Origin of the sequence: Pseudonocardia sp. D17, from assembly GCF_036984265.1 — a bacterium.
Taxonomy (GTDB): Bacteria; Actinomycetota; Actinomycetes; order Mycobacteriales; family Pseudonocardiaceae; genus Pseudonocardia; species Pseudonocardia benzenivorans.
The window spans coordinates 51,517-73,229 of the sequence record NZ_BPRG01000080.1; the positions used below are offsets into that span (position 1 = coordinate 51,517).

The 21,713-nt window shown below is 75.4% G+C and carries 21 protein-coding genes; 11 read left to right on the forward strand and 10 right to left on the reverse strand.

What is annotated here, in order from left to right; genetic code table 11:
- Both PSD17_RS14690 and PSD17_RS14695 read right to left on the reverse strand, forming a co-directional pair.
- The coding region (locus tag PSD17_RS14690; RefSeq protein WP_339122962.1) for an aldo/keto reductase at nucleotides 1-714 on the reverse strand (714 nt) is incomplete at its 3' end.
- Nucleotides 711-1,502: an IclR family transcriptional regulator gene (locus PSD17_RS14695; protein WP_339122963.1), complete on the reverse strand. Its 792-nt coding sequence runs from the start codon at nucleotides 1,500-1,502 to the stop codon at nucleotides 711-713. The genes PSD17_RS14690 and PSD17_RS14695, both read right to left, overlap by 4 nt.
- A 158-nt stretch (nucleotides 1,503-1,660) precedes the next feature.
- Between PSD17_RS14695 and dhaK the strand changes: the two genes are divergently transcribed.
- From dhaK to ptsP, 3 genes are read left to right on the forward strand one after another with little or no spacing between them, the layout of a single operon-like run.
- Entirely contained in the window at nucleotides 1,661-2,662 is a 1,002-nt protein-coding gene (gene dhaK, locus PSD17_RS14700) for a dihydroxyacetone kinase subunit DhaK (protein ID WP_339122964.1), read from the forward strand.
- Nucleotides 2,659-3,288: a dihydroxyacetone kinase subunit DhaL gene (gene dhaL, locus PSD17_RS14705; RefSeq protein ID WP_339122965.1), complete on the forward strand. Its 630-nt coding sequence runs from the start codon at nucleotides 2,659-2,661 to the stop codon at nucleotides 3,286-3,288. The genes dhaK and dhaL overlap by 4 nt, the downstream gene beginning before the upstream one ends.
- Nucleotides 3,285-5,879, forward strand: coding sequence for a phosphoenolpyruvate--protein phosphotransferase (gene ptsP / locus PSD17_RS14710; protein ID WP_339122966.1), 2,595 nt, complete (start codon nucleotides 3,285-3,287; stop codon nucleotides 5,877-5,879). The genes dhaL and ptsP overlap by 4 nt, the downstream gene beginning before the upstream one ends.
- 40 nt (nucleotides 5,880-5,919) lie before the next feature.
- Here the strand turns inward: ptsP and PSD17_RS14715 are convergent, their stop codons facing one another.
- Both PSD17_RS14715 and PSD17_RS14720 read right to left on the reverse strand, forming a co-directional pair.
- Nucleotides 5,920-6,465, reverse strand: a complete 546-nt coding sequence (locus PSD17_RS14715; RefSeq protein WP_013675098.1) for an NAD(P)H-dependent oxidoreductase — start codon at nucleotides 6,463-6,465, stop codon at nucleotides 5,920-5,922.
- Complete coding sequence (locus PSD17_RS14720) at nucleotides 6,462-6,938, reverse strand: flavin reductase family protein (RefSeq protein WP_049803682.1); 477 nt, start codon at nucleotides 6,936-6,938, stop codon at nucleotides 6,462-6,464. Before PSD17_RS14720 ends, PSD17_RS14715 begins: the two co-directional genes overlap by 4 nt.
- A gap of 237 nt (nucleotides 6,939-7,175) precedes the next feature.
- Between PSD17_RS14720 and PSD17_RS14725 the strand changes: the two genes are divergently transcribed.
- Nucleotides 7,176-8,651 carry an aldehyde dehydrogenase gene (locus PSD17_RS14725; protein WP_339122967.1) on the forward strand — a complete coding sequence of 492 codons (1,476 nt, stop codon included), beginning with the start codon at nucleotides 7,176-7,178 and terminating at the stop codon, nucleotides 8,649-8,651.
- 189 nt (nucleotides 8,652-8,840) lie between these two features.
- Here PSD17_RS14725 and PSD17_RS14730 read toward each other — a convergent pair whose 3' ends face one another.
- A complete protein-coding gene (locus PSD17_RS14730; protein WP_013675101.1) occupies nucleotides 8,841-9,887 on the reverse strand; it encodes a sigma-70 family RNA polymerase sigma factor in 1,047 nt (348 codons plus the stop codon).
- Between the two features lie 195 nt (nucleotides 9,888-10,082).
- On the opposite strand from PSD17_RS14730, the gene PSD17_RS14735 reads away from it, so the two are divergent.
- The gene (locus PSD17_RS14735; protein ID WP_339122968.1) at nucleotides 10,083-11,858 is read left to right on the forward strand and encodes a PHA/PHB synthase family protein; all 1,776 of its coding nucleotides are present in this window, start codon (nucleotides 10,083-10,085) and stop codon (nucleotides 11,856-11,858) included.
- Between the two features lie 60 nt (nucleotides 11,859-11,918).
- Complete coding sequence (locus tag PSD17_RS14740) at nucleotides 11,919-12,377, forward strand: helix-turn-helix domain-containing protein (protein WP_013675103.1); 459 nt, start codon at nucleotides 11,919-11,921, stop codon at nucleotides 12,375-12,377.
- Between the two features lie 30 nt (nucleotides 12,378-12,407).
- On the opposite strand, the gene dtd is transcribed toward PSD17_RS14740, so the two are convergent.
- Both dtd and PSD17_RS14750 read right to left on the reverse strand, forming a co-directional pair.
- Entirely contained in the window at nucleotides 12,408-12,830 is a 423-nt protein-coding gene (dtd, locus tag PSD17_RS14745) for a D-aminoacyl-tRNA deacylase (RefSeq protein ID WP_013675104.1), read from the reverse strand.
- A complete protein-coding gene (locus PSD17_RS14750; protein WP_339122969.1) occupies nucleotides 12,827-14,320 on the reverse strand; it encodes a DUF7782 domain-containing protein in 1,494 nt (497 codons plus the stop codon). The genes dtd and PSD17_RS14750 overlap by 4 nt, the downstream gene beginning before the upstream one ends.
- Before the next feature lie 660 nt (nucleotides 14,321-14,980).
- Between PSD17_RS14750 and PSD17_RS14755 the strand changes: the two genes are divergently transcribed.
- From PSD17_RS14755 to PSD17_RS14770, 4 genes are all read left to right on the forward strand, one after another.
- A complete protein-coding gene (locus tag PSD17_RS14755; RefSeq protein ID WP_339122970.1) occupies nucleotides 14,981-16,546 on the forward strand; it encodes an ABC transporter substrate-binding protein in 1,566 nt (521 codons plus the stop codon).
- Between the two features lie 49 nt (nucleotides 16,547-16,595).
- The gene (locus PSD17_RS14760; RefSeq protein ID WP_445261013.1) at nucleotides 16,596-17,186 is read left to right on the forward strand and encodes an HhH-GPD-type base excision DNA repair protein; all 591 of its coding nucleotides are present in this window, start codon (nucleotides 16,596-16,598) and stop codon (nucleotides 17,184-17,186) included.
- Between the two features lie 74 nt (nucleotides 17,187-17,260).
- Nucleotides 17,261-17,683: an ArsR/SmtB family transcription factor gene (locus PSD17_RS14765; protein WP_041761280.1), complete on the forward strand. Its 423-nt coding sequence runs from the start codon at nucleotides 17,261-17,263 to the stop codon at nucleotides 17,681-17,683.
- 171 nt (nucleotides 17,684-17,854) lie between these two features.
- Nucleotides 17,855-18,175 (forward strand): DUF3099 domain-containing protein, encoded by a 321-nt coding sequence (locus PSD17_RS14770; protein ID WP_013675109.1) that lies wholly within the window; start codon nucleotides 17,855-17,857, stop codon nucleotides 18,173-18,175.
- Between the two features lie 63 nt (nucleotides 18,176-18,238).
- On the opposite strand, the gene PSD17_RS14775 is transcribed toward PSD17_RS14770, so the two are convergent.
- Nucleotides 18,239-19,165, reverse strand: coding sequence for a pseudouridine-5'-phosphate glycosidase (locus PSD17_RS14775; RefSeq protein WP_339123041.1), 927 nt, complete (start codon nucleotides 19,163-19,165; stop codon nucleotides 18,239-18,241).
- Between the two features lie 9 nt (nucleotides 19,166-19,174).
- Here PSD17_RS14775 and PSD17_RS14780 point away from each other — a divergent pair, with 9 nt between their 5' ends.
- Nucleotides 19,175-19,423, forward strand: a complete 249-nt coding sequence (locus tag PSD17_RS14780; RefSeq protein ID WP_013675111.1) for a DUF3039 domain-containing protein — start codon at nucleotides 19,175-19,177, stop codon at nucleotides 19,421-19,423.
- Nucleotides 19,424-19,441: 18 nt separating this feature from the next.
- Here the strand turns inward: PSD17_RS14780 and PSD17_RS14785 are convergent, their stop codons facing one another.
- Together PSD17_RS14785 and PSD17_RS14790 are read right to left on the reverse strand one after the other, a co-directional pair.
- A complete protein-coding gene (locus PSD17_RS14785) occupies nucleotides 19,442-20,305 on the reverse strand; it encodes an alpha/beta fold hydrolase (RefSeq protein WP_339122972.1) in 864 nt (287 codons plus the stop codon).
- Complete coding sequence (locus PSD17_RS14790) at nucleotides 20,302-21,681, reverse strand: hypothetical protein (protein WP_158703409.1); 1,380 nt, start codon at nucleotides 21,679-21,681, stop codon at nucleotides 20,302-20,304. Before PSD17_RS14790 ends, PSD17_RS14785 begins: the two co-directional genes overlap by 4 nt.
- Nucleotides 21,682-21,713 lie beyond the last annotated feature (32 nt).

Consider the following 21,713-nt stretch of genomic DNA (forward strand, 5'->3'; position numbering starts at 1 on the left):
CCGCGCCGCGCCGGGGGAGCCGTCCTGACCGCCGGGGGCCAGCAGGCCGTTGGCGACCGGCTCCTTGACGATCACCCGGGCGCCCGTCGCCGCGGCCTCGGCCAGTGCCGGGGCGGCCGAGGGCTCGAGCACGTTCCACGTCGCCTGGATCGAGGTGAACAGCGGGCGCCCGCCGACCTGGATCTCCAGGGCGCGGCGGATCGTCTCGGCCTGTCGCGGGCCCGACGTCGAGATGCCGACGCGGACGCCCTCGTCGCGCAGCACGGCGAGCCTGGCGTGCAGGTCGGTGAGCTCCAGGACGCCGGTCTCCAGGGTGGCCGAGTGCACGTGGTAGACGGCGAGCCGCTCGCCCAGCAGCGCGCGGGTCTGCGCGATCTGCTCGGTGAACGCGCCGAGGGAATGGTCCTTGACCTCGTGGACGGGCGCGTCCGTGCGCCACTCGCCGACGTAGCGGTAGCCCCACTTGGAGCCGACCTCGACCGGCGCGCCGGGGTGGGCGTCGAGCCAGCCCGCGAGGAACTCCTCGGCACGGCCGTAGGACCGGGCGACGTCGACGTAGTCGATCCCGGCCGCGACGGCCGCGTCGAGCACCGCCCACGTCCGCGCGCGCAGCGCGTCGACGCTGCGGTCGGCGCCGAGGTCGTGGTCGCGACCCGAGGTGATGTAGGCCGGGCGCGCGACGGCGGCGAGCCCGATCCCGAGCCGGGCGGTCATGCGCTCGCCGCCGGCCGGTCGCGCACCACGGGCGGCCACGACGGTGCGCCGAGCTCGCGGGAGATGCTGCGGGCCGCGGCGCGCAGCGCGTCGGTCGCCCCGGGGCCGACGGGCCACTCGGTCTGCGGGACGACGAGCCCGATCGCGCCCGCGATGGTGCCGCTGTGGTCGGCGACCGGCGCGGCGAGCCCGTACTCGCCGAGCACGGCCTCCTCGGCCTCGGTGGCCAGCCCCACGCGGCGGATCGCGGCGAGCTCGGTACGCAGCCGGGCGGGGTCGGTGATCGTCTCGCCCGTCATGCTGCGCAACGGCTCGCCGGCCGTGTCGAACGCGGGCTCGCCCGCGGGGTCGAACGCCAGCAACGCCTTGCCGAGCGCGCACGCGTGCGCGGGAACCACGATCCCCACCTCGTTCATCTGCCTGCCGCCGCCCGGTCGCGGCTCGTGGGCGACGACGATGACGTCGCCACCCGGTCCGGCCAGCAGCACGGCGGTCCGCACGGCCATCCCCGTCCGCGCGGCGAGGTCCTCCGCCCACGGTACCGACCGCGAGCGCAGCTCCAGGGTGTCGAGGTAGACGTTGCCCAGCCGTAGCGTCGCCGGGCCCAGCCGGTAGCGGCCGGAGTCGCGCTCCTGGGCGATCATCCCGTGGTCGAGCAGGGTGCGGACGATGCCGTGCACCGTCGACGGCGCCAGCTCCAGCTCCGCGGCGAGCTCGCCGAGGCCCATCCGCCGGGCGCCCTGCAGGGCCGTGAGGATGCGGACGGCGCGGTCCACGGACTGGATCACGCGGGCCTCCCGCCACGTCGCCGGGCTCGTCGGGTCGGAGTCTTGCCCCGCACCACGGGTGAGCGTACCTTCCGATGGACGTTCGGCATAGTCGAAATGCGTTCAGCTCGACCTGCACGTGCCGTCAGGATCCGGTCGCGCCCAACGGAGGGCTCACGATGAAGAAGCTCATCAACGATCCGGCCGACGTCGTCGCCGAGGCGCTGCGCGGCATGGATGCCGCCCACCCCGAGCTGCGCGTGGACCACGCGAACCGGATCGTCTACCGCGCCGACGCGCCCGTGCAGGGCAAGGTCGGGCTGATCTCGGGCGGTGGCTCCGGCCACGAGCCGATGCACGGCGGGTTCGTCGGTCCCGGCATGCTCGACGCCGCGTGCGCGGGAGAGGTCTTCACCTCCCCGGTGCCCGACCAGATGATCGAGGCCACCAAGAACGTCGACGGCGGCGCCGGCGTCCTGCACATCGTCAAGAACTACACCGGCGACGTGATGAACTTCGAGATGGCCGCGGAGCTGGCGGCCGCCGAGACCGGCGTCGACGTGCTCTCGGTGGTCACCGACGACGACGTCGCCGTCCAGGACAGCCTCTACACCGCGGGCCGCCGCGGCGTCGGCGTGACGGTGCTGCTGGAGAAGATCGTCGGTGCCGCCGCCGACGAGGGACGCGACCTCGCGGCCGTGGCGGCGGTGGCGCGCAAGGTCAACGGCCAGGGCCGCAGCATGGGCATGGCGCTCACGTCCTGCACCGTGCCGGCCGCGGGACAGCCGACGTTCGACCTGCCCGACGACCAGATGGAGATCGGCATCGGCATCCACGGCGAGCCCGGCCGACGCCGGGTCCCCGTCGCGCCCGCCCGCGAGATCGCCGCGATGCTCGTCGAGCCCGTGCTGGCCGACCTCGACTTCACCGGCCCCGACGGCGTCATCTGCTTCGTCAACGGCATGGGCGGCACGCCGCTGCTGGAGCTGTACCTGATGTACAACGAGGTCGCCGCCCTGCTCGACAAGGCGGGGGTGCGGATCGCGCGGTCGCTGGTCGGCCCGTACATCACGAGCCTGGAGATGGCGGGCTGCTCGGTCACGCTGCTCAGGTGCGACGACGAGCTGATCCGGCTGTGGGACGCGCCGGTCAGGACTCCTGGACTCCGGTGGGGGGCATGAGCGCGACACTCGACCAGCTCACGGACTGGGTACGGCGGTTCGCGGCCCAGGTGCACGAGCACCGCGACGAGCTGACCCGGCTCGACGCCGCGATCGGCGACGCCGACCACGGTTCCAACCTCGACCGCGGGATGACGGCCGTCGTCGCGGCACTCGACGCCGAGCCGCAGCCCTCCGCGGCGGCGCTGTTCAAGAAGGTCGGGATGACGCTGGTCAGCACAGTCGGCGGCGCGAGCGGCCCGCTGTACGGGACGCTGTTCCTGCGGGTCGCGACGTCGGCGGGCGAGGTCACCGAGCTCGACGGGCCCGCCTTCGCCAAGGCGCTGCGGGCCGGGCTCGAGGGGGTCGTCGCGCGCGGCAAGGCCGAGGCCGGCGACAAGACCATGTACGACGCGCTGAGTCCCGCCGTCGACGCGCTCGACGCGGCGCTGGCCGACGGCGACCCGCTCGCCGAGGCCCTGCGCGCGGCGGCGGCCGCCGCAGCAGCAGGGCGGGACGCGACGATCCCGCTCGTCGCCCGCAAGGGCCGGGCGAGCTACCTCGGCGAACGCAGTGCGGGACACCAGGATCCGGGAGCCACCTCGGTCACGATGCTCGTGGCCGCCGCGGCCGACGCACTGGCGTGACCGCTCCCGCCGAGAGCCGCGGGCCCGTCGACGGCGGCGAGGCCGTCGCCGTCGTGGGGATCGTCGTCGTGTCCCACAGCCGGGTGCTGGCCGACGCGGCCGTCGGGCTCGCCCGCGAGATGGTGCACGACGGCGGCCCACGGATCGAGGTGGCCGCCGGTCTCGACGACACGACGTTCGGCACCGACGCCGCCGCCATCATGACCGCGATCGAGGCGGCCGACGAGGGCGCCGGGGTGGTCGTGCTGATGGACCTCGGCAGCGCGGTGCTCTCCGCGGAGCTCGCGGTGGAGATGCTCGACCCGGACCGCGCCGAGCGCGTGCTGCTCTGTGCGGCACCGCTGGTCGAGGGGCTGGTGGCCGCCGTCGTCACTGCGGCCGGGGGTGCCGACCGGGCGGGGGTCGCGGCCGAGGCGTCCGGTGCGCTCGCGGCGAAGACCGCGCAGCTCGGTGGCCCGGCACCGGCGCCCGGGGACGCCGGACCCGTCGCGGGCGGCCCGGTCCTGCGCCTGGTGGTCACCGACGCGCACGGCCTGCACGCACGGCCCGCGTCCCGGCTGGTCGGCGCGGTCCGTGGACTCGACGCCGACGTCCGCGCCCGCAACGCGACGACCGGCTCGGACTGGGCCGACGTCACGAGCCTCTCGCGGCTCGCGGGGCTCGGCGTGCTCGCCGGGCAGGAGATCGAGGTCGTCGCCTCGGGGCCGGACGCGACCACCGCACTCGACCGGGTCGGTGCGGCGGCGACCGCATCCGGCCTGACGGGCCCGGCCGCGGCGGCGTCGGCGCAGGCCGCGCCGCAGACGGCCCTGGCGCAGGCCGCGCCGCAGACGGCCCTGGCGCAGGCCGCGCCGCCGACGGCCCCGGCGGCGCCGGCCGTCGCCGGCCGCCCGCTCGGCGCCTCCCCGGGAGTCGTCGTCGGACCCGCGCGTCCGCTGCGGGCCCCCGCTCTCCCCGACGGCTCCGCTCTCCCCAACGGGTCCGACCTCCCCGGGGCGTCGTCACACGACCCGGAGGCCGACCGGGCCGCGCTCGACGACGCGTTGCGCGCCACCGCGTCCACGATCGAGGCCGCCCGCGCGCACACCGCCACCACGGCGGGCGCCGACGAGGCGGCGATCTTCGACGCCCACCTCGCCCTGCTCGACGACCCCGACCTGCGGGAGGCCGCGGTCGCCGGCATCGACGCCGGCGTCGGCGCGCCCCGGGCGTGGGCCGACGCGATCCGCGCGGTCGCCGAGCGGTTCGCGGCCCTGCCCGACGAGTACCAGCGCGCCCGGGCCGCCGACGTCCGGGCCGTCGGTGACCAGGTCCTGCGGGCCCTGCTCGGCGTGCCCGCGGCGGACGCGCCCGTCGCGGGCGAGGGTGTCCTCGTCGCCCGCGACCTCACCCCGGCCGACGCGGCCGCCCTCGACCCGGTGGCCGTCGTCGGGGTCGTCCTGGCGGCGGGCAGCCCGACCGCGCACGCGGCGATCCTGCTGCGGGCCAAGGGCATCCCGACGATCGTCGGGGCGGGCGACGCCGTGCTCGACATCGCGGCCGGGACGCCACTGGCCCTCGACGGCGCGACGGGTGAGCTGCTCGTCGACCCCGCGCCCCCCGACGCCGACCGGTTCCGGGACCGCGCCGCCGCGCAGGCCGTCCGCGACCGCGCGGCGCGGGCGCTGGCGCGGGAGCCGGCCGTTTCCCGCGACGGGGTGCGGGTGCTCGTCGGGGTCAACGCCGCCGGGCCCGCCGACGCCGCGGCCGCGACCGGCGCCGACCTCGCCGGGCTGGTCCGCACCGAGTTCCTGTTCCTCGGCCGCGACGCCGCACCCGGGATCGACGAGCAGGAGGCCGCCTACCGGGGGATCGCCGCCGCGCTCGGCGGTCGCCGGATCACGCTGCGGACCCTCGACGTGGGTGGGGACAAGCCGCTGCCCTACGTCGCGCAGCCCGCCGAGGCCAACCCGTTCCTCGGGCTTCGCGGCCTGCGGCTGGCGCTGCGCGCACCGGACCTGCTCGACACCCAGCTGCGCGCGATCGTCCGCACCGCGCACGCGACCCCGGTGAGCGTCATGTTCCCGATGGTCTCGACGGTCGCCGAGCTGCGCGCGGCCCGGGCGGCGCTCGACGCCGCCGTCGTCGCCGAAGGCCGCGGCACCCCGGCGGACCTGCAGGTCGGGATGATGGTCGAGGTGCCGGCCGCGGCGCTCAAGGCCGCCGCGTTCGCACCGCACGTGGACTTCCTGAGCATCGGCACCAACGACCTCACCCAGTACGCGCTGGCCACCGAACGCGGCAACGACGCGGTGGCCGGGCTCGCCGACCCGCTGGACCCCGGCGTCCTCGCGCTGGTCGCCGCGACCTGTCGCGGCGCCGGTCCCGACGTGCTCGTCGCGGTGTGCGGCGAGGCCGCCGCGGACGAGGCCGCCGCCACCGTGCTGCTGGGCCTGGGCGTGCGGGAGCTGAGCGTCGCGGCGCCCGCCGTCGCCGCTTCCAAGCACACCGTCCGCGAGATCGACGTGTGCGCGGCGGCCGAGCTGGCCGCCCGCGCGCTCACCGCGCCGGACGCCGACGCGGTGCGCGCGTTGCTGTCCGAGGGCCCGTGAGCGGGGGACCCCGACGAGGCGTGGCCTGCGCGATCCGCGCTCAGACCTGCGGCGTGATCGCCTGCAGCGCCGCCGAACCGCGGACCGCCCTCGCGAGGTCGGCGAGCGCCGCCCCGTGCACCGCGGCGAGCTCCGCGGTCTCCGGCGTCAGCGTCGTGCGGTCGACGTAGCCCGCCTGCTCGACGTAGAGCCCGGGGGAGAGCACCTGGACGGCGAAGAACCCGGCGAGGACGTTGCGCAGGTCGTCGACCGCGAGGAAGTGGTGCGCGCTCGCGCCGGTGAGCACGGTCGCCGCGACCTTGCCCTGCAGGGGTTGGGTCTTCTCGCCCCAGCGGCCGCGCTCGGTGGCCTCGAGGACCTGCTTGAGCAGGGCGCTGTAGGTCGCCCGGTACACCGGGCTGCCGAACACCACGCCGTCGGCCGCCTCGAGCGCCGCGGCGACCTCGTCGGGAGCGGCCTGGCTCAGCTCGAGCAACGACGTCGTGGCGCCCGCCTTCTCGGCGCCGACGAGCACGCCCTCGACCGCGGTCGTGGTACGGCCACCGGCGTCGGGTCCGCCGACGAGGCCCAGCAGGACGGGGCTCATCGGCCACCCTCCTCGACGGCGGGGGAGACCGCGCTGTAGCCGCCCCGGTAGAACAGCAGGGGCAGCCGGGAGGCGTCGGCACCGAGGTCGTGCACCCGGGCGACGACGATCGTGTGGTCGCCACCCTCGTACTCGTGCTCGAGCGTGCAGTCGACCCACGCCGTCACGCCGTCGAGGACGGGTGCGCCCGAGGGTGCCGGGCTCCACGTGACGCCCGCGAACTTGTCGACGCCCGAGCGTGCGAACCCGGCGCTGTAGTGCTGGTGGTCCTCGGCGAGCACGTTGATGCAGAACGACGAGGTCTCCCGGATGCGGGGCCAGGTCGACGACGTCCGCGCCGGGGAGAAGTTGACCAGCGGCGGGTCGAGCGACAGCGACGCGAAGGATTGACACGTGAAGCCGATCGGTCCCTCCGGGCCGATCGCGGTGATCACGACGACGCCGGACACGAAGTGCCCCAGTACGTCGCGCATCGTCGCGGGATCCACCGGGCCGGGACGGGCCTGCGCACTCGAGAGGGAACCGGTCACACACGCAGGGTATGCACCCGGCCCAGGGCGACACCATTCCTGAGAGTCATCCCACCGCGCGGTATCGGTGTGACCTGTGTCATGGAGCCGGGCGCGCCGCGCAGCGATGGCCGCCCGGGTCGGGTTTCTCGTAGCGTGATCCGGCAGCACGCCCTGGCGACGTCGAGGAGGACGGACGAAATGGCGGATCTCGAGCACTTCCGGATGGTGATCGGCGGCAAGTCGGTCGACGCGATCTCGGGAGCGACGTTCGAGTCGGAGAACCCCTACACCGGGCGGCCGTGGGCCGTCCTGCCCGACGGCGGGACCGAGGACGTCGACGCGGCGGTCGCGGCGGCGAGGGCGGCGTTCGACGGCGAGTGGGGCGAGCTGACCGGGTTCGCCCGCGCGGCGCTGATGCGTCGCCTCGGCGACCTGATCGGGGAGAACGCCGAGCGGCTCGCCCGGCTGGAGGTCAACGACTCCGGCAAGCTCTACCGGGAGATGCTGGGCCAGCTCAACGGGCTGGGCGGCTGGTTCCACTACTACGCGGGGCTGGCCGACAAGCTCGAGGGACGTCAGATCCCCTCGCCCAACCCGAACTACCTCGTCTACACCCGCCGGGAGCCGGTCGGCGTCGTCGCGGCGATCACGCCGTGGAACTCGCCGCTGCTGCTGCTGACGTGGAAGGTGGCGCCCGCCCTCGCGGCCGGATGCACGGTCGTCGTCAAGCCGTCGGAGCACGCGCCGGCGTCGTCGCTGGGCCTGGCCGAGCTGTTCGAGCAGGCCGGCTTCCCCGCGGGCGTGGTCAACGTCGTCACCGGACGCTCCCGCGAGCTCGGGGCCCACCTCGCCGGGCACCCCGGCGTCGACAAGGTGGCGTTCACCGGCTCGACGGCCACCGGCCGTGCCGTCGCGCACGCCGCCGCGGAGAACCTCAACAAGGTCACCCTCGAGCTCGGCGGCAAGTCCCCGCAGGTCGTGTTCGCCGACGCGGACCTCGAGGCCGCGTCCAACGGGCTCGTCGCCGGCGTCTTCGCCGCCACCGGGCAGACCTGTATGGCCGGGTCGCGGCTGATCGTGCACGAGTCGGTGCACGACGACCTCGTGCGGCTGGTGGCGGAGCGGGCATCACGGATCCGGCTCGGCGACCCCAACGACCCCGACACCGAGATGGGTCCGGTGGCGAACCGGCCGCAGTACGAGAAGGTGCTCGGCTACCTGGAGACGGCCAAGGGCGAGGGTGCGACGGTCGCCTACGGCGGGGCCGCCGACACGGGACTCGGCGGGCTGTTCGTGAAGCCGACTGTGCTCACCGGTGTGGGACCGGAGTCGACGGTCGTCCGGGAGGAGGTGTTCGGCCCGGTGCTCTCCGCGTACACGTTCAGCACCGAGGAGGAGGCGATCAAGCTCGCCAACGACACCCAGTACGGCCTCGCCGGGGCGGTCTGGACCAAGGACGTGCACCGCGCGCACCGGGTCGCGGCCAGGATCCGGGCGGGGTCGGTGTGGATCAACGCCTACCGCGTCGTCGCCCCGAGCGTGCCGTTCGGCGGCTACAAGAGCTCGGGCCTGGGCCGGGAGAACGGCGTCGAGGCGGTCAACGAGTACACCGAGAACAAGTCGGTGTGGGTCGAGCTGACGGGCGGCACCCGCGACCCGTTCACCCTCGGCTGAGCGCCGTTCACGCTCCGCCACCCGATAGGGGTGCCTGTCGCCCGGCCGTGTCGAGGCCGGGCACGGTACAACGTCCGCGGAAGTCGTCGCCCGTCAACTCACGGGGAGCCCGGTGGGCGGCGACGACCCGACGGTCGGCGACCGGGGTCCGGTCGCCGACCGACGGCTGTCGGACGGTGGTGGGACGGCTCAGCTCGCGTAGGCGCGGAGCCGGTCGGCGCGCTCCCCGACCCGCAGCTTCGCCATCACCTCGCGCTCGATCTGGCGCACCCGCTCGCGCGACAGGCCGAACCGGCGGCCGATCTGGTCGAGCGTGCACGGCTGACCGTCGTCGAGGCCGTAGCGCATCCGGATCACGTTCTGCTCGCGCTCGTCGAGCGTCGCGAGGACCCGGCGCAGGTCGTCGTGCAGCAGGTGCGAGATCACGGTGTTCTCGGCGTCGGCGGCCTCCGCGTCCTCGATGAAGTCGCCGAGCGGCGCCTCCTCCTCGGACCCGACCGGCATGTCGAGGCTCACCGGGTCGCGGGCGTGGTCGAGCAGGTCGGCGATCTTCTCCTCGGGCAGGCCGGACTCCTCGGCCAGCTCCGCGTGGGTCGCCTCCCGGCCCAGCCGCTGGTGCATGTCGCGCTTGATGCGCGCGAGCTTGTTCACCTGCTCGACGAGGTGCACGGGCAGCCGGATCGTGCGGGCCTGGTCGGCCATCCCGCGGGTGATCGCCTGGCGGATCCACCAGGTCGCGTACGTGGAGAACTTGAAGCCCTTCGCGTAGTCGAACTTCTCGACGGCGCGGATCAGACCCAGGTTCCCCTCCTGGATCAGGTCCAGCAGCGGCATGCCGCGGCCGGTGTAGCGCTTGGCCAGGCTCACGACCAGCCGGAGGTTGGCCTCCAGCAGGTGGTTGCGGGCGCGGGCGCCGTCGCGGGCGACGGCCCGCAGGTCCCTGGCGTAGTCGGGGTCCAGCTCGCGGCCCTCGGCCGCGGCGGTGTCGAGGACGTGGCGGGCGAACACGCCGGCCTCGATCCGCTTGGCGAGGTCGACCTCCTGCGCGGCGGTCAACAGTGCGGTCTTGCCGATGCCGTTGAGGTACACGCGGACGAGGTCGGCCGCGGGGCTCTGCGCGTCGAGCTCGTCGGCGGACAGCTCGACCGGGGTGTCTGCCTGCAGCGCCTCACGCTCGGGGGCGGTACGCTGCTCCGGAACGGCCTTGGGCTTGCGGGCGGTGATCGACGCGGTCATCTGTGGTTCCCTCCCTGCGCGACCTCGGCGGTACGCTGTGGCGTCTGCCGCCTGAGGTTCTGTCCGTTCCAACGCAGCGGCGTGGGTATTCGTTCCCGGCCCGGCGCATCCGCCGTGCGGGTGACAGTGCAACTCGTCACGTCCCGTGAACCCGCGGGACGGGCGGCGGGGCGTCGGGACGTCAGGGGGGCCGGGGTGAGCACGTCCGAGGGGATGCCCTCCGGGTCCGGCCGTCCCCCGGGCCCCGTCGCGGCGGCCCGGCGGCTCGGCGACGTCCTCGCCGGGGCCGGGGGTCGCCTCGGCGACGTCGTCTCGCCCTCGTGGCTCGTCGCCCGGGTCGACCCGATGAACTTCGCCGGCGCACTGGCCGAGACGGCAGTGGCCGTCGCCGCGCACCCCGGGACCGCCGTCACCGCGACCGCGCAGCTGGCCGGCGCCGCCCTGCGCGCGGCAGCCGACGCCGTACCGGGGACCCGCGTGCCGGGGACCCGCGCGCCCGGTGCGCGGTCGGCCGACCGGCGCCACCGCAACCCGGCGTGGGAGGACAACCCCTGGTACGCGCTCTGCCGCCGGGAGCACGAGGTGCTCGCCGGATGGGCGCGGACCGTCGTCGAGGACGTCGAGCTGGGCCCGGTGGCCCGTCGCAAGCTCGCCTTCCTCGTCGAGCAGGCCGTCGTCGCCGCCGACCCGGTCAACTGGCCGTGGTCCAACCCCGACGTCCCGGCCGCGGCGCTGCGCACCGGCGGGCGCAGCGTCCTGCGCGGTCTGCGCAACCTGGTCCGTGACGTCGCCATGAACGGCGGCATGCCCCGCCAGGTCGCCGCCGATGCGTGTGTCGTCGGTCACGACCTCGCCGCGACCCCCGGTGCGGTGGTGTTCCGCAACGACCTCGTCGAGGTCATCCAGTACGCGCCGACGACGCCGACGGTGCACCGCACCCCGCTGCTGCTCTCGCCGCCGTGGATCAACAAGTACTACGTGATGGACCTCGCGCCGGGGCGCAGCTTCGCGCAGTGGGCCGTCGAGCACGGCCGCACGGTGTTCGCGATGAGCTACCGCAACCCCGACGGCGCGCAGCGGGACCTGACGCTGTCCGACTACCTGCAGCAGGGCCTGTTCGCCGCGCTCGACGTCGTCGAGGAGATCACGGGCGAGTCCCGCGCCGACGTCGCCGCGCTGTGCCTCGGCGGCACCCTGGCCACGGCAGGGGCGGCCTGGCTGGCGGCCCGCGGCGACCGCCGGATCGCGTCGTTGACCCTGCTCAACACGATGCTCGACTACTCCGAGCCCGGTCCGCTCGGCGTCTTCACCGACGCGCGGACCGTCGACCGGCTGGCGCGCCGGATGCGCGCCACCGGCTACCTGCCGGCCTCGAGCATGAAGGCGGTGTTCGACGCGTTGCGCCCCGCGGACCTGGTGTGGCGCTACGTGCTCGACGGCTGGTGGCTGGGGGAGGACCCGCCTGCGTTCGACCTCCTCGCGTGGAACGTGGACTCGACGCGGATGCCCGCCGCCATGCACACCGAGTACCTCGCGGAGCTCTACGTCGAGAACCGGCTGGCCGCGGGCACGATGGAGCTTGCGGGCGAGCGGCTCGACCTCGGGGCGGTGCGCTGCGACACCTACGTCGTCGGTGCCGAGACCGACCACATCGCGCCGTGGCGCTCGGTCTACGCCGGCGCCCGTCTGCTCGGCGGTGACGTCCGGTTCGTGCTGACGACGGCCGGGCACATCGCCGGCGTCGTGAACCCGCCGTCGGCCCGGTCCGCGCACCGGGTCGGGACGCGGCCGCTGCCCGCGGCGCCCGACGACTGGTTCGCCGCCGCCGCACGCCGGCCCGGGAGCTGGTGGGATGACTGGGCGATCTGGGCGGGGGAGCGGGCCGGTCCGCAGGCGCCCCCACCGCCACTGGGCAGCACCGCCCACCCGGCGATCGAGGAGGCCCCCGGCAGCTACGTGCGCGCCGGGTGAGCACCGTCCCGCCCGCGCACCGCGCCGCATCGGGGAGAATGCGCACGGACGAAGGAGGCGATGGCCACGACGAGCACGTCGGAGAACGGGTCGAGCGCGCGCACCGGGCCGTGGACCGAGCAGGTCAACGCGCTGGGCGACTTCATCCGCGCCCAGCGCCAGCTGGCCAACCTGTCGCTGCGCGAGATGGCCTCGCTGACCAGCGTCTCCAACGCCTACCTGTCGCAGGTCGAGCGGGGGCTGCACCAGCCGTCGCTCAAGGTGCTGCGCTCGATCGCCGACGCGCTCCAGCTCTCGACCGAGCAGCTGCTCTCCCAGGCGGGCTGGTCGACGGCCGAGCCCGCCGGCCCCGCCGCGGCGGGGCCGGGCCCGCAGCCCGCGCCGGGTGCGGCGGCGACCTCCGCGCCGGCCAGCACCGAGGACGCCATCCGCGCCGACGCCCGGCTCACCGAGGACCAGAAGGCCGCCCTGCTCGGCGTGCTGCGCAGCTTCGTCGACGGGGCCACGCCGCCGCGCTGAGCGGCGCCGACGCGCGGCGCGAGCGCCGGGTCAGACCTCGACGAGCACCGTGAAGGGGCCGTCGTTGACCGACTCGACCTCCATCATCGCGCCGAACACCCCGGTGGCGACCGTCGCGCCGCGGCCGCGCAGCTCGGCGACGACGGCCTCGACCAGCGGTTCGGCGACCTCCGGCCGGGCCGCGGCCTGCCAGGACGGCCGCCTGCCCTTCGTGGTGTCGCCGTGGAGGGTGAACTGGCTGACGACGAGCAGCGCCGCGCCGGCCGTCGCGCACGACGCCTCGTCGCGCAGGATGCGCAGCTCGTGGAGCTTGCGGGCCATCGTCGCCGCCGTGTCGACGGTGTCGGCGCGGTGCACGCCCAGCAGGACGAGCAGCCCCGTCCCGATCTCCCCGACGACGGTGCCCTCGACCCGGACCGCCGCCCGGGTCACCCGCGCCACGACCGCTCTCACGGGGCCACCGGGACGAGCAGCCCGTGCCGCACCAGCTCGCGGACCGCGGGCAGGGTGGCCGCGACGAGGGCGTCGTAGGGCCGGTCGTGCGCGAACGACAGCAGCGCGAGCAGCTCGCCCAGCGGTAGCTCGCCCCGGCAACCCGCGAGCATCGCGGCCGCGGGCTCGTCGACCTCGTGGCGCCACAGCGGGCCGTCGCGGCGGGCGACGGCCGCCCCCGCCTCTGCCCAGCCCTCCTCGCCGGGCACCGCGTAGCGCTCGAGCGTCGCCGACGCGGTGAGCGCGAGCGTCGCACCGAGCAGCGCGTCGTCGCCGGCGTGGGCGCGCAGCCAGTCGACGCGGTCGAGCCAGCCGTCGGCCTCGGGCCCGAGCGGGCCGCCGAGCTCGCCGACGAGGTCCTCGACGACGACGACGGGCTCGGCGTCGGTGCGGCGCAACAACAGGTGCCCGAACCCGACGCCCTCGACGGCGCGGGCCTCGGCCCAGTCCAGCCACTCGCCGGCGCGCGCCCTGGCCGACGGTGCGGCCGGGTCGAGTCCCGCGTCGCGCTGCCAGGTGCCGACGTGCATCGCCGGGTCGACGACCTCGCGCTGCAGGATCCACGCGTCGCACCCCGGCGGCAGCCACGACCGCACGCGGTCGGGCCAGTCCTCACCGCGCACGTGCAGCCACGACCCGAGCAGCTGCGCGACCCCGCCCGCCTCCAGCACCCCCGGCAGGTCGCCCAGCAGCGCGGCCAGCGCGTCGTCCCCGTCGGCGCCGGAGTCGCGGTAGACGTAGTCGACGCGGGCGGGGCCGGGCACGAACGGCGGGTTGGACACGACGTGGGCGAACCGGCGGCCTGCCACCGGCTGCAGCCACGGCCCCTCGCGCAGCTCGGCCCGCACCCCGGACAGCGCGAGGGTGGCGGCGGCCAGCGCCAACGCCCGTGGCGCCACGTCGGTGCCGACGACCGTGCGCGAGTGCCTGCTCGCGTGCAGGGCCTGCACCCCGCAGCCGGTGCCCAGGTCGAGCGTGGCGTCCACGGGCCGGCGGATCGCGGCGGCCGCGAGCGACAGCGACGCCCCGCCCACGCCGGTCACGTGGTCGCGGTCCTGGCGCGCCGCGGGGGTGTCGAGGTCGGACACGACCCACCACGCGTCGTCCGCGGCGCCCGAGCCGGCGTCGTCGGCGTAGGGCCGGACGTCGAGGGCGGCCATGAACCCGTCACCCGCGACCCGCAGCAGGCCGGCCCCCACCAGCGGCCCGGGGTCGCCCAGCGCCGCCCGCACCGCCGCGGCGGGCTCCGTGGCGCCGAGCAGCAGCAGCCGCACGAGCACGCCGAGCTCGCCGCCGTCGCGGGTGGCGCGGTCGGCGGCCTCGGGCTCACCGCGGGTCAGGGCGTCGTGCGCGGCCCGCCCGAGCAGCGCGCGGACACCGTCGACGGTGTAGCCGTGGGTCAGGAACGCCGTACGCAGGCCCGGCGCCGCCGGGACGAGATCGGGGAGCACGCGTCCATCCTCGTCGCCCGCCGGTCCGGGCCGGCAGGACGGGTCCGTGGTGCGGCCAGCCCCGCCGTCGGGTTCGTCCCGCCCGAGGTATTCGTCGCGCTGATGGTGCGTCAGCAGCAATGGTTGTTTCCGTCGCCGTATCCGTTCCGGTTACCGTCTGTGCAGGTCCGACGGCTCCACCACCCGATCGGGCCGCCGGGAGGAACGACGATGTCGACCGCCGACGCCGAGCACGATCCCCCACGCCGATCACGCTGTGTCCCCACCGGCGAACGGGCCGCGCCCGTTCGCTGACACCTGCGCCCGCCGGGCCTCCGCCGTGGCCCCGCGGCGGGTGGTCGTCGCGCGCCCGGAACACACGTCGCCCGGGGAGGGCAGGCCCCGCCCGGCGCACACCGCCGTGCGCCGGGCGGGACCGCTCGGGCGGGACCCACCTCACGGACTGCACGACCGCACAGACCGCACGAGCGCCGTCGCCGGACCGGCGGCGCAGGAGCCGAACTCGACGAGGAGTGACGGATGCCGGGAGCGTGTGTGCCTTCACCGCGAGTGCCTTCACGACGGGAGCAATCGCCGCGTGTACCTGCGCAGGGCGGGCCGGGCGGGCGGCGGGCGAGGGGGGGCCGCGGACGCGCACTCGTCGCCACGGCACTGTTGACGGTGCTGGTGACGGTGCTCGCCGCCTGCGGCGGGTCCGCGGCGGGCGAGGGCGGCGCGGGCGCCGGCCCGATCCCGGCCACCAACCCCTACGGCAGCGACGTCGCCGCCGAGGGGACGCCGAAGGACGGCGGGGTGCTGGTACTGGGCACCGACCGGGAGGCGGTCAGCTTCGACCCGACGGTGCAGAACACCAACAACGCGGCGTTCGCCGTGTACGACTCGCTGATGAAGCTCGCCCCCGACGGGTCGGCACAACCGTTGCTGGCCAAGGGGATGGCGACCACCGACAACGGCCGGACGTGGCGGCTGGAGCTGCGGGAGGGCGTGAGGTTCTCCGACGGCACGCCGCTGAACGCCGACGCCGTCATCGTCAACACCCGCCGCCACGTCGAGAAGGTGCGCTCGGCCGCGCACTCCTTCGCGACCCAGATCGAGACCATGACCGCGCTCGACCCGCTGACGGTGCAGTTCACGCTGAAGGCCCCGCTCGGTGACTTCCCGGTCCTGTTCGCGCAGAACCAGTACTCCGGCACGCTCGGGCTCATCGTCTCGCCCGCGGCGCTCGCGAAGTACGGCGACGACATCGGCAGCAACCCCGTCGGCGCCGGCCCGTTCGTGCTCAAGAGCTGGACGCGCGACTCGAAGATGGTGCTGGCCCGCAACCCGACGTACTGGCAGCCGGGCCTGCCCCACCTCGACGGGCTGGAGTTCCGGCCGTTGTCCGACACCAACTCCCGGCAGGCCTCGATCCAGAACGGTGACGTCGACCTGGCGTTCGGTGCCTACAACCAGGAGCTCGTCGCGGCGCTGGACAACCCGAACCTGCAGGTGTTCTACGGTCCCGGCAACTCCGGCGAGTTCCTGATCTTCAACACGACCAAGCCGCCGTTCGACGACCGGAACATGCGCGAGGCCATCGTGCGCGCCATCAACCTGCAGGCGCTCTCGGCCAGCCAGTACAACAACCGGATCGTCCCCGCCGACAGCCTGTTCGACGCGCAGAGCCCGTTCCACACCGACGCCGCGTCGAAGGAGTGGCCCGCGTTCGACCTGGAGAAGGCAAAGCAGCTCGTCGCCGACTACCGGGCGTCGGGCAAGAACCCGGACTTCACCTTCAAGACGTCCAACAGCCGCCCGCCCTACGCCGAGTTCGTCCAGGCCCAGATCGAGGCCCTCGGGATCAAGGTCGACGTGCAGATGTACGACCTGGCGCAGTACTCGGCGTCGGTCGTGCAGAGCGGGGACTTCCAGCTGAGCACCAACGTGGCGTCGGTCGACTACCCCTACCCGGGGGTCCGGCGGCTCTTCGGCACCGGCGGCAGCACCAATTTCGGCAAGTACTCCGACCCGCAGGTCGACGCGTTGCTCGCCGACGCCGCCTCCACGACCGACGACGACGCGCGGGCCCGGGCCTACCAGCAGGTCGAGCTCATCGTGAACAAGGACATCCCGGTCGCCTGGACGAGCCGGGTGTACCTGGCGACGATCGCGAAGAAGGAGGTCAAGGGGATCGACCGGTACCAGTCGCGCGACCTGTTCCTCGCGCGCACCTGGTTGGACCGCTGACCCACCGGTGTGGCGGCGACGGGTCCACGACGGGCCCGCCGCCGCTACGCTGACCGGCGTGACGCTCTGCCTGGCCCAGGACGCCGACGCCGACGCGCTGCTCGACCGCGACCCGCTCGCGCTGCTGATCGGGATGCTGCTCGACCAGCAGTTCCCGATGGAGCGCGCCTTCGCCGGGCCGGCGCTGCTGGCCCGGCGGCTCGGTGTCGAGCGGCTCGACGCGCGCGAGCTGGCCGGGTACGACCCGGACGCGCTGGTCGAGCTGTTCACCGGCCCGCCCGCGGTGCACCGCTACCCGCGGTCGATGGCGCAGCGGGTGCAGGCGTTGGCCGCCGCGGTCGTCGACCGCTACGACGGCGACGTCCCCGGGATCTGGTCCGACGTCGCGTCCGGCAAGGAGCTGTTCACCCGGCTCGCGGGCCTGCCCGGCTTCGGCACCCAGAAGGCGCAGATCTTCACCGCCCTGCTGGGCAAGCAGCGCGGGGTCACCCCCGACGGCTGGCGCGAGGCCGCGGGCGGCTACGGGCAGGACGGCGTCCACATGTCGGTCGCCGACGTCGTCGACGCCGACTCACTCGGGCGCGTCCGGGAGTACAAGCAGGCGGCGAAGGCGGCACGCAAGGCGGCCGCCACCGGCTGACGGTCCGGACCGGGCGGGGACGCGACCGGGATCACGGCGCCGTGTCCGCCGCGTCGCGGACTAGCATCGAGATCGTGCACAAGGTCCCGTCCGATCGTCAGGGCCTGCGGGTCATCGATCCCGACCAGGTCTGCGACGCCACCGCCGTCCTCGCGGACGAGGCGCAGCTGCAGCACTCGGCCACCGTGCTCGACGCGCTCGGCGAGGTCAACCGCCTGAGCATCCTGCTCGCGCTCCTGCACGCGGGCGACCTCTGCGTGTCCGACCTGGCGGTCGCCGTCGGGATGAGCGACAGCGCCGTCTCGCACGCGCTGCGGCTGCTGCGCGCGCACGGAATGGTCACCGCGCACCGCGAGGGCAGGCTGGTCCGGTACCGCCTTGCGGGCGGGCTGGCCCGGCGGCTGCTCGAGGTCGTGTCGGAGGAGGCGGTGGCACCCGTGACGCTGCACGCGCACGGTCACGCCGACCCGGCGGGGGACAAGGCGGGCGCGTCCTGACGGGTCCGCCCGGCGGGTGGCTGCCTGGTTCCTGCCCGTCCGGGCGTTTCCGGTGGTGACACGCCGGACGATCGGCACGACAATCCGCCCGCGGACGGGCGTTCCCGGCCTCGCAGTGCAACGATGGAGGTGGCCGCCGGTCACCCCCGGCGGCAGCGAGGGGTGGTGGTCGTGACCGAGCCGCAGCGGAGCAGCAACGACGAACCCGTGCTCATCACGGACGCCGCGATGTCCTACGAGCAGGAGCTCGCCGTCCGCAAGCGACGCTACAAGACCATGATGTTGATGCGGGTGCCGTGCATGATCGCCGCGGCCGCCTTCTACCAGATCCCGTGGCTCGCCGTCGGCCTGCTGGTGCTGTCGATCCCGCTGCCGTGGATCGCAGTCCTCGTCGCCAACGACCGCCTGCCCCGCAAGGCGGAGAACCCCAACCGGTTCCGGCCCGAGCGTCCCGCGCTCGGACAGGGGGACCGGGGCGTCATCGACGACTGACGGTCGGCCGGTCGGCGACCGATCGCGACGTCCGCGCGTCCGGCGCGCATCCCGCGGAGGCGGTCACAGCAGTGCGGCGAGCTGTGCCGCGAGCGCCGCGTTCGCCGTCACCAGCGCGATGTTCGTCTCCAGGCTGGCGCCGTCGCTGCCGCTGTGGAAGTGCTCCAGCAGCGCCGGGGTGACGTCCTTGCCGACGATGCCGCGCGCCGCGACCATCGCCAGCCCGTCGGCGAGCAGCCGGTCGTGGAGGTCGGCGTCGAGCTCCGCGTCGACCGGCACCGGCTGCGCCAGGACGAGCCCGCCGCCGGTGGCACGGTGCGCCCGCCAGACGGCGGCGGCGTCGGCGGGGGAGTCGACCCGCCACGGCACCGGCACCCCGGAGTCGCGCCGGTAGAAGCCGGGGAACGCGTCGGTCCCGAACCCCAGCACCGGCACCGACCAGGTCTCCAGCACCTCCAGCGTGGCGCCGACGTCGAGGATCGACTTGACCCCGGAGCAGACGACCGCCACCGGGGTGCGCGCGAGCGTCGCCGGGTCGGCCGAGACGTCCCAGGTCTCGCGGGCGCCGCGGTGCACCCCGCCGAGCCCGCCCGTCGCGAACACCTCCACGCCCGCCGCCGCGGCGAGCCACGCGGTGGCGGCGACGGTCGTGGCACCGTCGAGCCCGAGCCCGGCGGCGACGCCCAGGTCGCGCATCGAGAGCTTCGCGACCCCGCCCGCACAGATCCGGTCGAGGGCCTCGGCGTCGAGCCCGACGCGCGGCCTGCCGTCGAGCACCGCGACCGTCGCCGGCACCGCGCCGTGCGCGCGCACGACGTCCTCCAGCGCGCTCGCCGTCGCCCGGTTGCGCGGCGCCGGCAGGCCGTGGGCCAGTAGCGTGCTCTCCAGTGCCACGACGGGCCGCCCGGCCGCGAGCGCGTCGGCGACCTCCGGGGCCACCAGAGGATCGAGCGGGGAAGCGGGGCGCGGCGGCGGGGTCACGTGCGGCATCATGGGGCAATGGCCACCCAGACGCTGCCCGAGGTCGACACCCGCCCCGAGGGCACCGACACGACCGGCAACGACGAGCCGAAGATGTTCCACTACGTGAAGAAGGCCAAGATCGCCGAGAGCGCGGTCATGGGCAACCTCGTGGTGGCGCTGTGCGGCGAGACCTTCCCCGTCACGAAGTCGCCCAAGCCCGGGTCGCCGGTGTGCCCGGACTGCAAGAAGATCTACGAGTCCCTGCCGCCAGGCGGCGACTCCTGACCCAGCCGTCCGCGGAGGTCACCCCGCCGGCACCGCCCCGGGATCGTCCGGGGCGGCCAGGAACGCGTCGACGACGGGCGCGAGCTCGTGCGGCTCCGTCAGGAGCGCGAGATGTCCGCCCGGGTGCAGGTGCAGCTGCGAGCCGGCGATGCCGCGGTGCAGGATGCGCGCGTTGACCACCGGGACGACGGGATCGTCCTCGCCCGCCACGACGAGCGTCGGGACGTGCAGCAACGGCAGGAACGGCAGGCTCGTCCAGCTCGCCGCCGCCAGCAGCTGGAACCGGTAGCCGCGGTCGCCCGGGCCCGTCGTGCGGCCCGTCCCCAGCACCTCCGCCGCCCGCTCCGGCCGGGTCCGCATCGTGCCGCCGTAGATGCGGCCCGCGACCTCGCGGGCGTGCTCCGGATCGTGGTAACGCCGCCCGGTGAGCATCCGCGCCAGCACCGACGGCGGCCCCGGCACCATGAGCGCTCCCGTGCCGGTGGCGACGAGCACCAGCCGGCGGACCCGCCCCGGGCTGCCGAGCGCGAGCTGCTGGGCCAGCGCCCCGCCCCACGAGTAGCCGAGCACGTCGACCCGCCCCCGACCGAGCCGGGAGAGCAGGCCGTCGACGGCCGCGGCCAGCCCGGGGAGGTGGTAGGGCAGCACGGGCGCGGGCGAGCCGCCGACGCCCGGCGGGTCGAAGCGGATGGTCTCGACGTCGGGCGGCAGGGCGTCGACGAACGGGTCGAGCAGGCCCAGCGCCGCCCCGATGCCGTTGACCAGCAGCAACGGTGTGCGGCCCGAGCCGTCGGCGGGCCGCACCGCCACGTGCAGCGTGTGCCCGTCGACGGTCAGGTCCGCGACCCGGTCGGCGACCCGACCGTCGCGGGCGCCCGTCATCGGGCGAGTACGTAGTCGCCCGGCGACGGCGCGACCGCGCGCAGCCCGCGCCCGCCCAGCTCGGCGGGCGCCTCGCGGGTGGGGCCGGTGCGCGGGCCCAGCCAGGCCAGCAGGGCGGTCCACCAGGAGTCGTCCGGCGCGCCGGCGTCCGGGGTCGCGACGACCGCGTCCGGTCCGGCGTGCGAGAGCTTCTCGACGTGCACCGCACCCGACCCGGCGGCCCGGGCCCACCGGGCCACCCCCGGGCCGTCGCCGACGACGAACGTCTCGGCCGCGACCGCGTCGACGTCGACCGGGGTGCCGAGCAGGTCGGCGTGCCCGTGGCCGTCGAGCGCGGCGGCGGCCCGTTCCAGCGCGCCCCGGAGCCCGTCGGGCACGTCCGCGCCGTCGGCGGCCCACTGCCGCAGGTCACGGGCCGCCCCGGCGGGCAGCGGTCCGTCGGCCGCGACCCAGGCGGCACAGGCCACCCGGTCGGCGAGCCCGAGCGTCGCGAGATGGGCGAGCGTGGCGGCCGCGAGGGTGGCCCCGTCGCCGACGCCCAACAACGCGGTGGCCGGGGTCCGGCTGATGCGCTCGCAGGCGTCGAGGGCGTCCAGGACGGCCTGGCCGTGCAGGTCGAGCGGGGCGCCGTGCGCGTCGCCCGCGCGGGCGGCCGGGTCCGCCCAGCTCATCGCCAGCACCTGCTGGCCACCCCGGACGAGGTACTCGACGAGGCTGCGGCGGGGGGAGAGGTCGGCGAGGTAGGACGCCGCCGTGGGCGCGGGGACGACGAGCACCGGCACGTCACGCACCTCGCGGGTCTGCGGCAGGTAGTGCAGCAGCTCGAACGACGGGGTGCGCAGGACGACCGCGCCGGGTGTGGCCGCGACCTCCTCACCGACGACGAGCCGGCGCGGGGCGGTCGGCCGGGCCGCGGGCGGGACGGCGGCCAGGACGACGGAGGTCTCTCCCGGCGCGACGTCGGGGGTGTCCGCCGGCGCGTCGGCCCGTCCGCTCGCCAGCGCCCGCAGCACCGGGTTGCTCGACGGCGACGCGAGGTCGGCGAGCGTCGCGACGAGCCCGCGCAACACCGCGTCGTCCGCGTCGGCGAGGCCCGCGTCGGCGAGCAGCGCGTCGGCGGCGCCGGTCGTCGCGAGATGGGTCTGGACGGCGCGGCGCAGCACCGGGTCGCGGGCCCAGGCCGCGGCGGCGAACCGCGGATCGGCGGGGTCGGGCGCCAGCGTGGAGCTGCCCAGGCCGATCCGGACGAGCTCGCCCACGAGGCCCGCGGTGTGCCGGGCGAGCCGGACGGGCCGCGAGAGCAGGGCCGTGGCCAGCCGGGCCCCGGCTGCGGCGAGGGTGGCGTCCGTCCCGGCCGTGGGCGGCTCGCTGCTCACATCGTCTCCTGGTGTTCTCGGCTCGGTCGGCC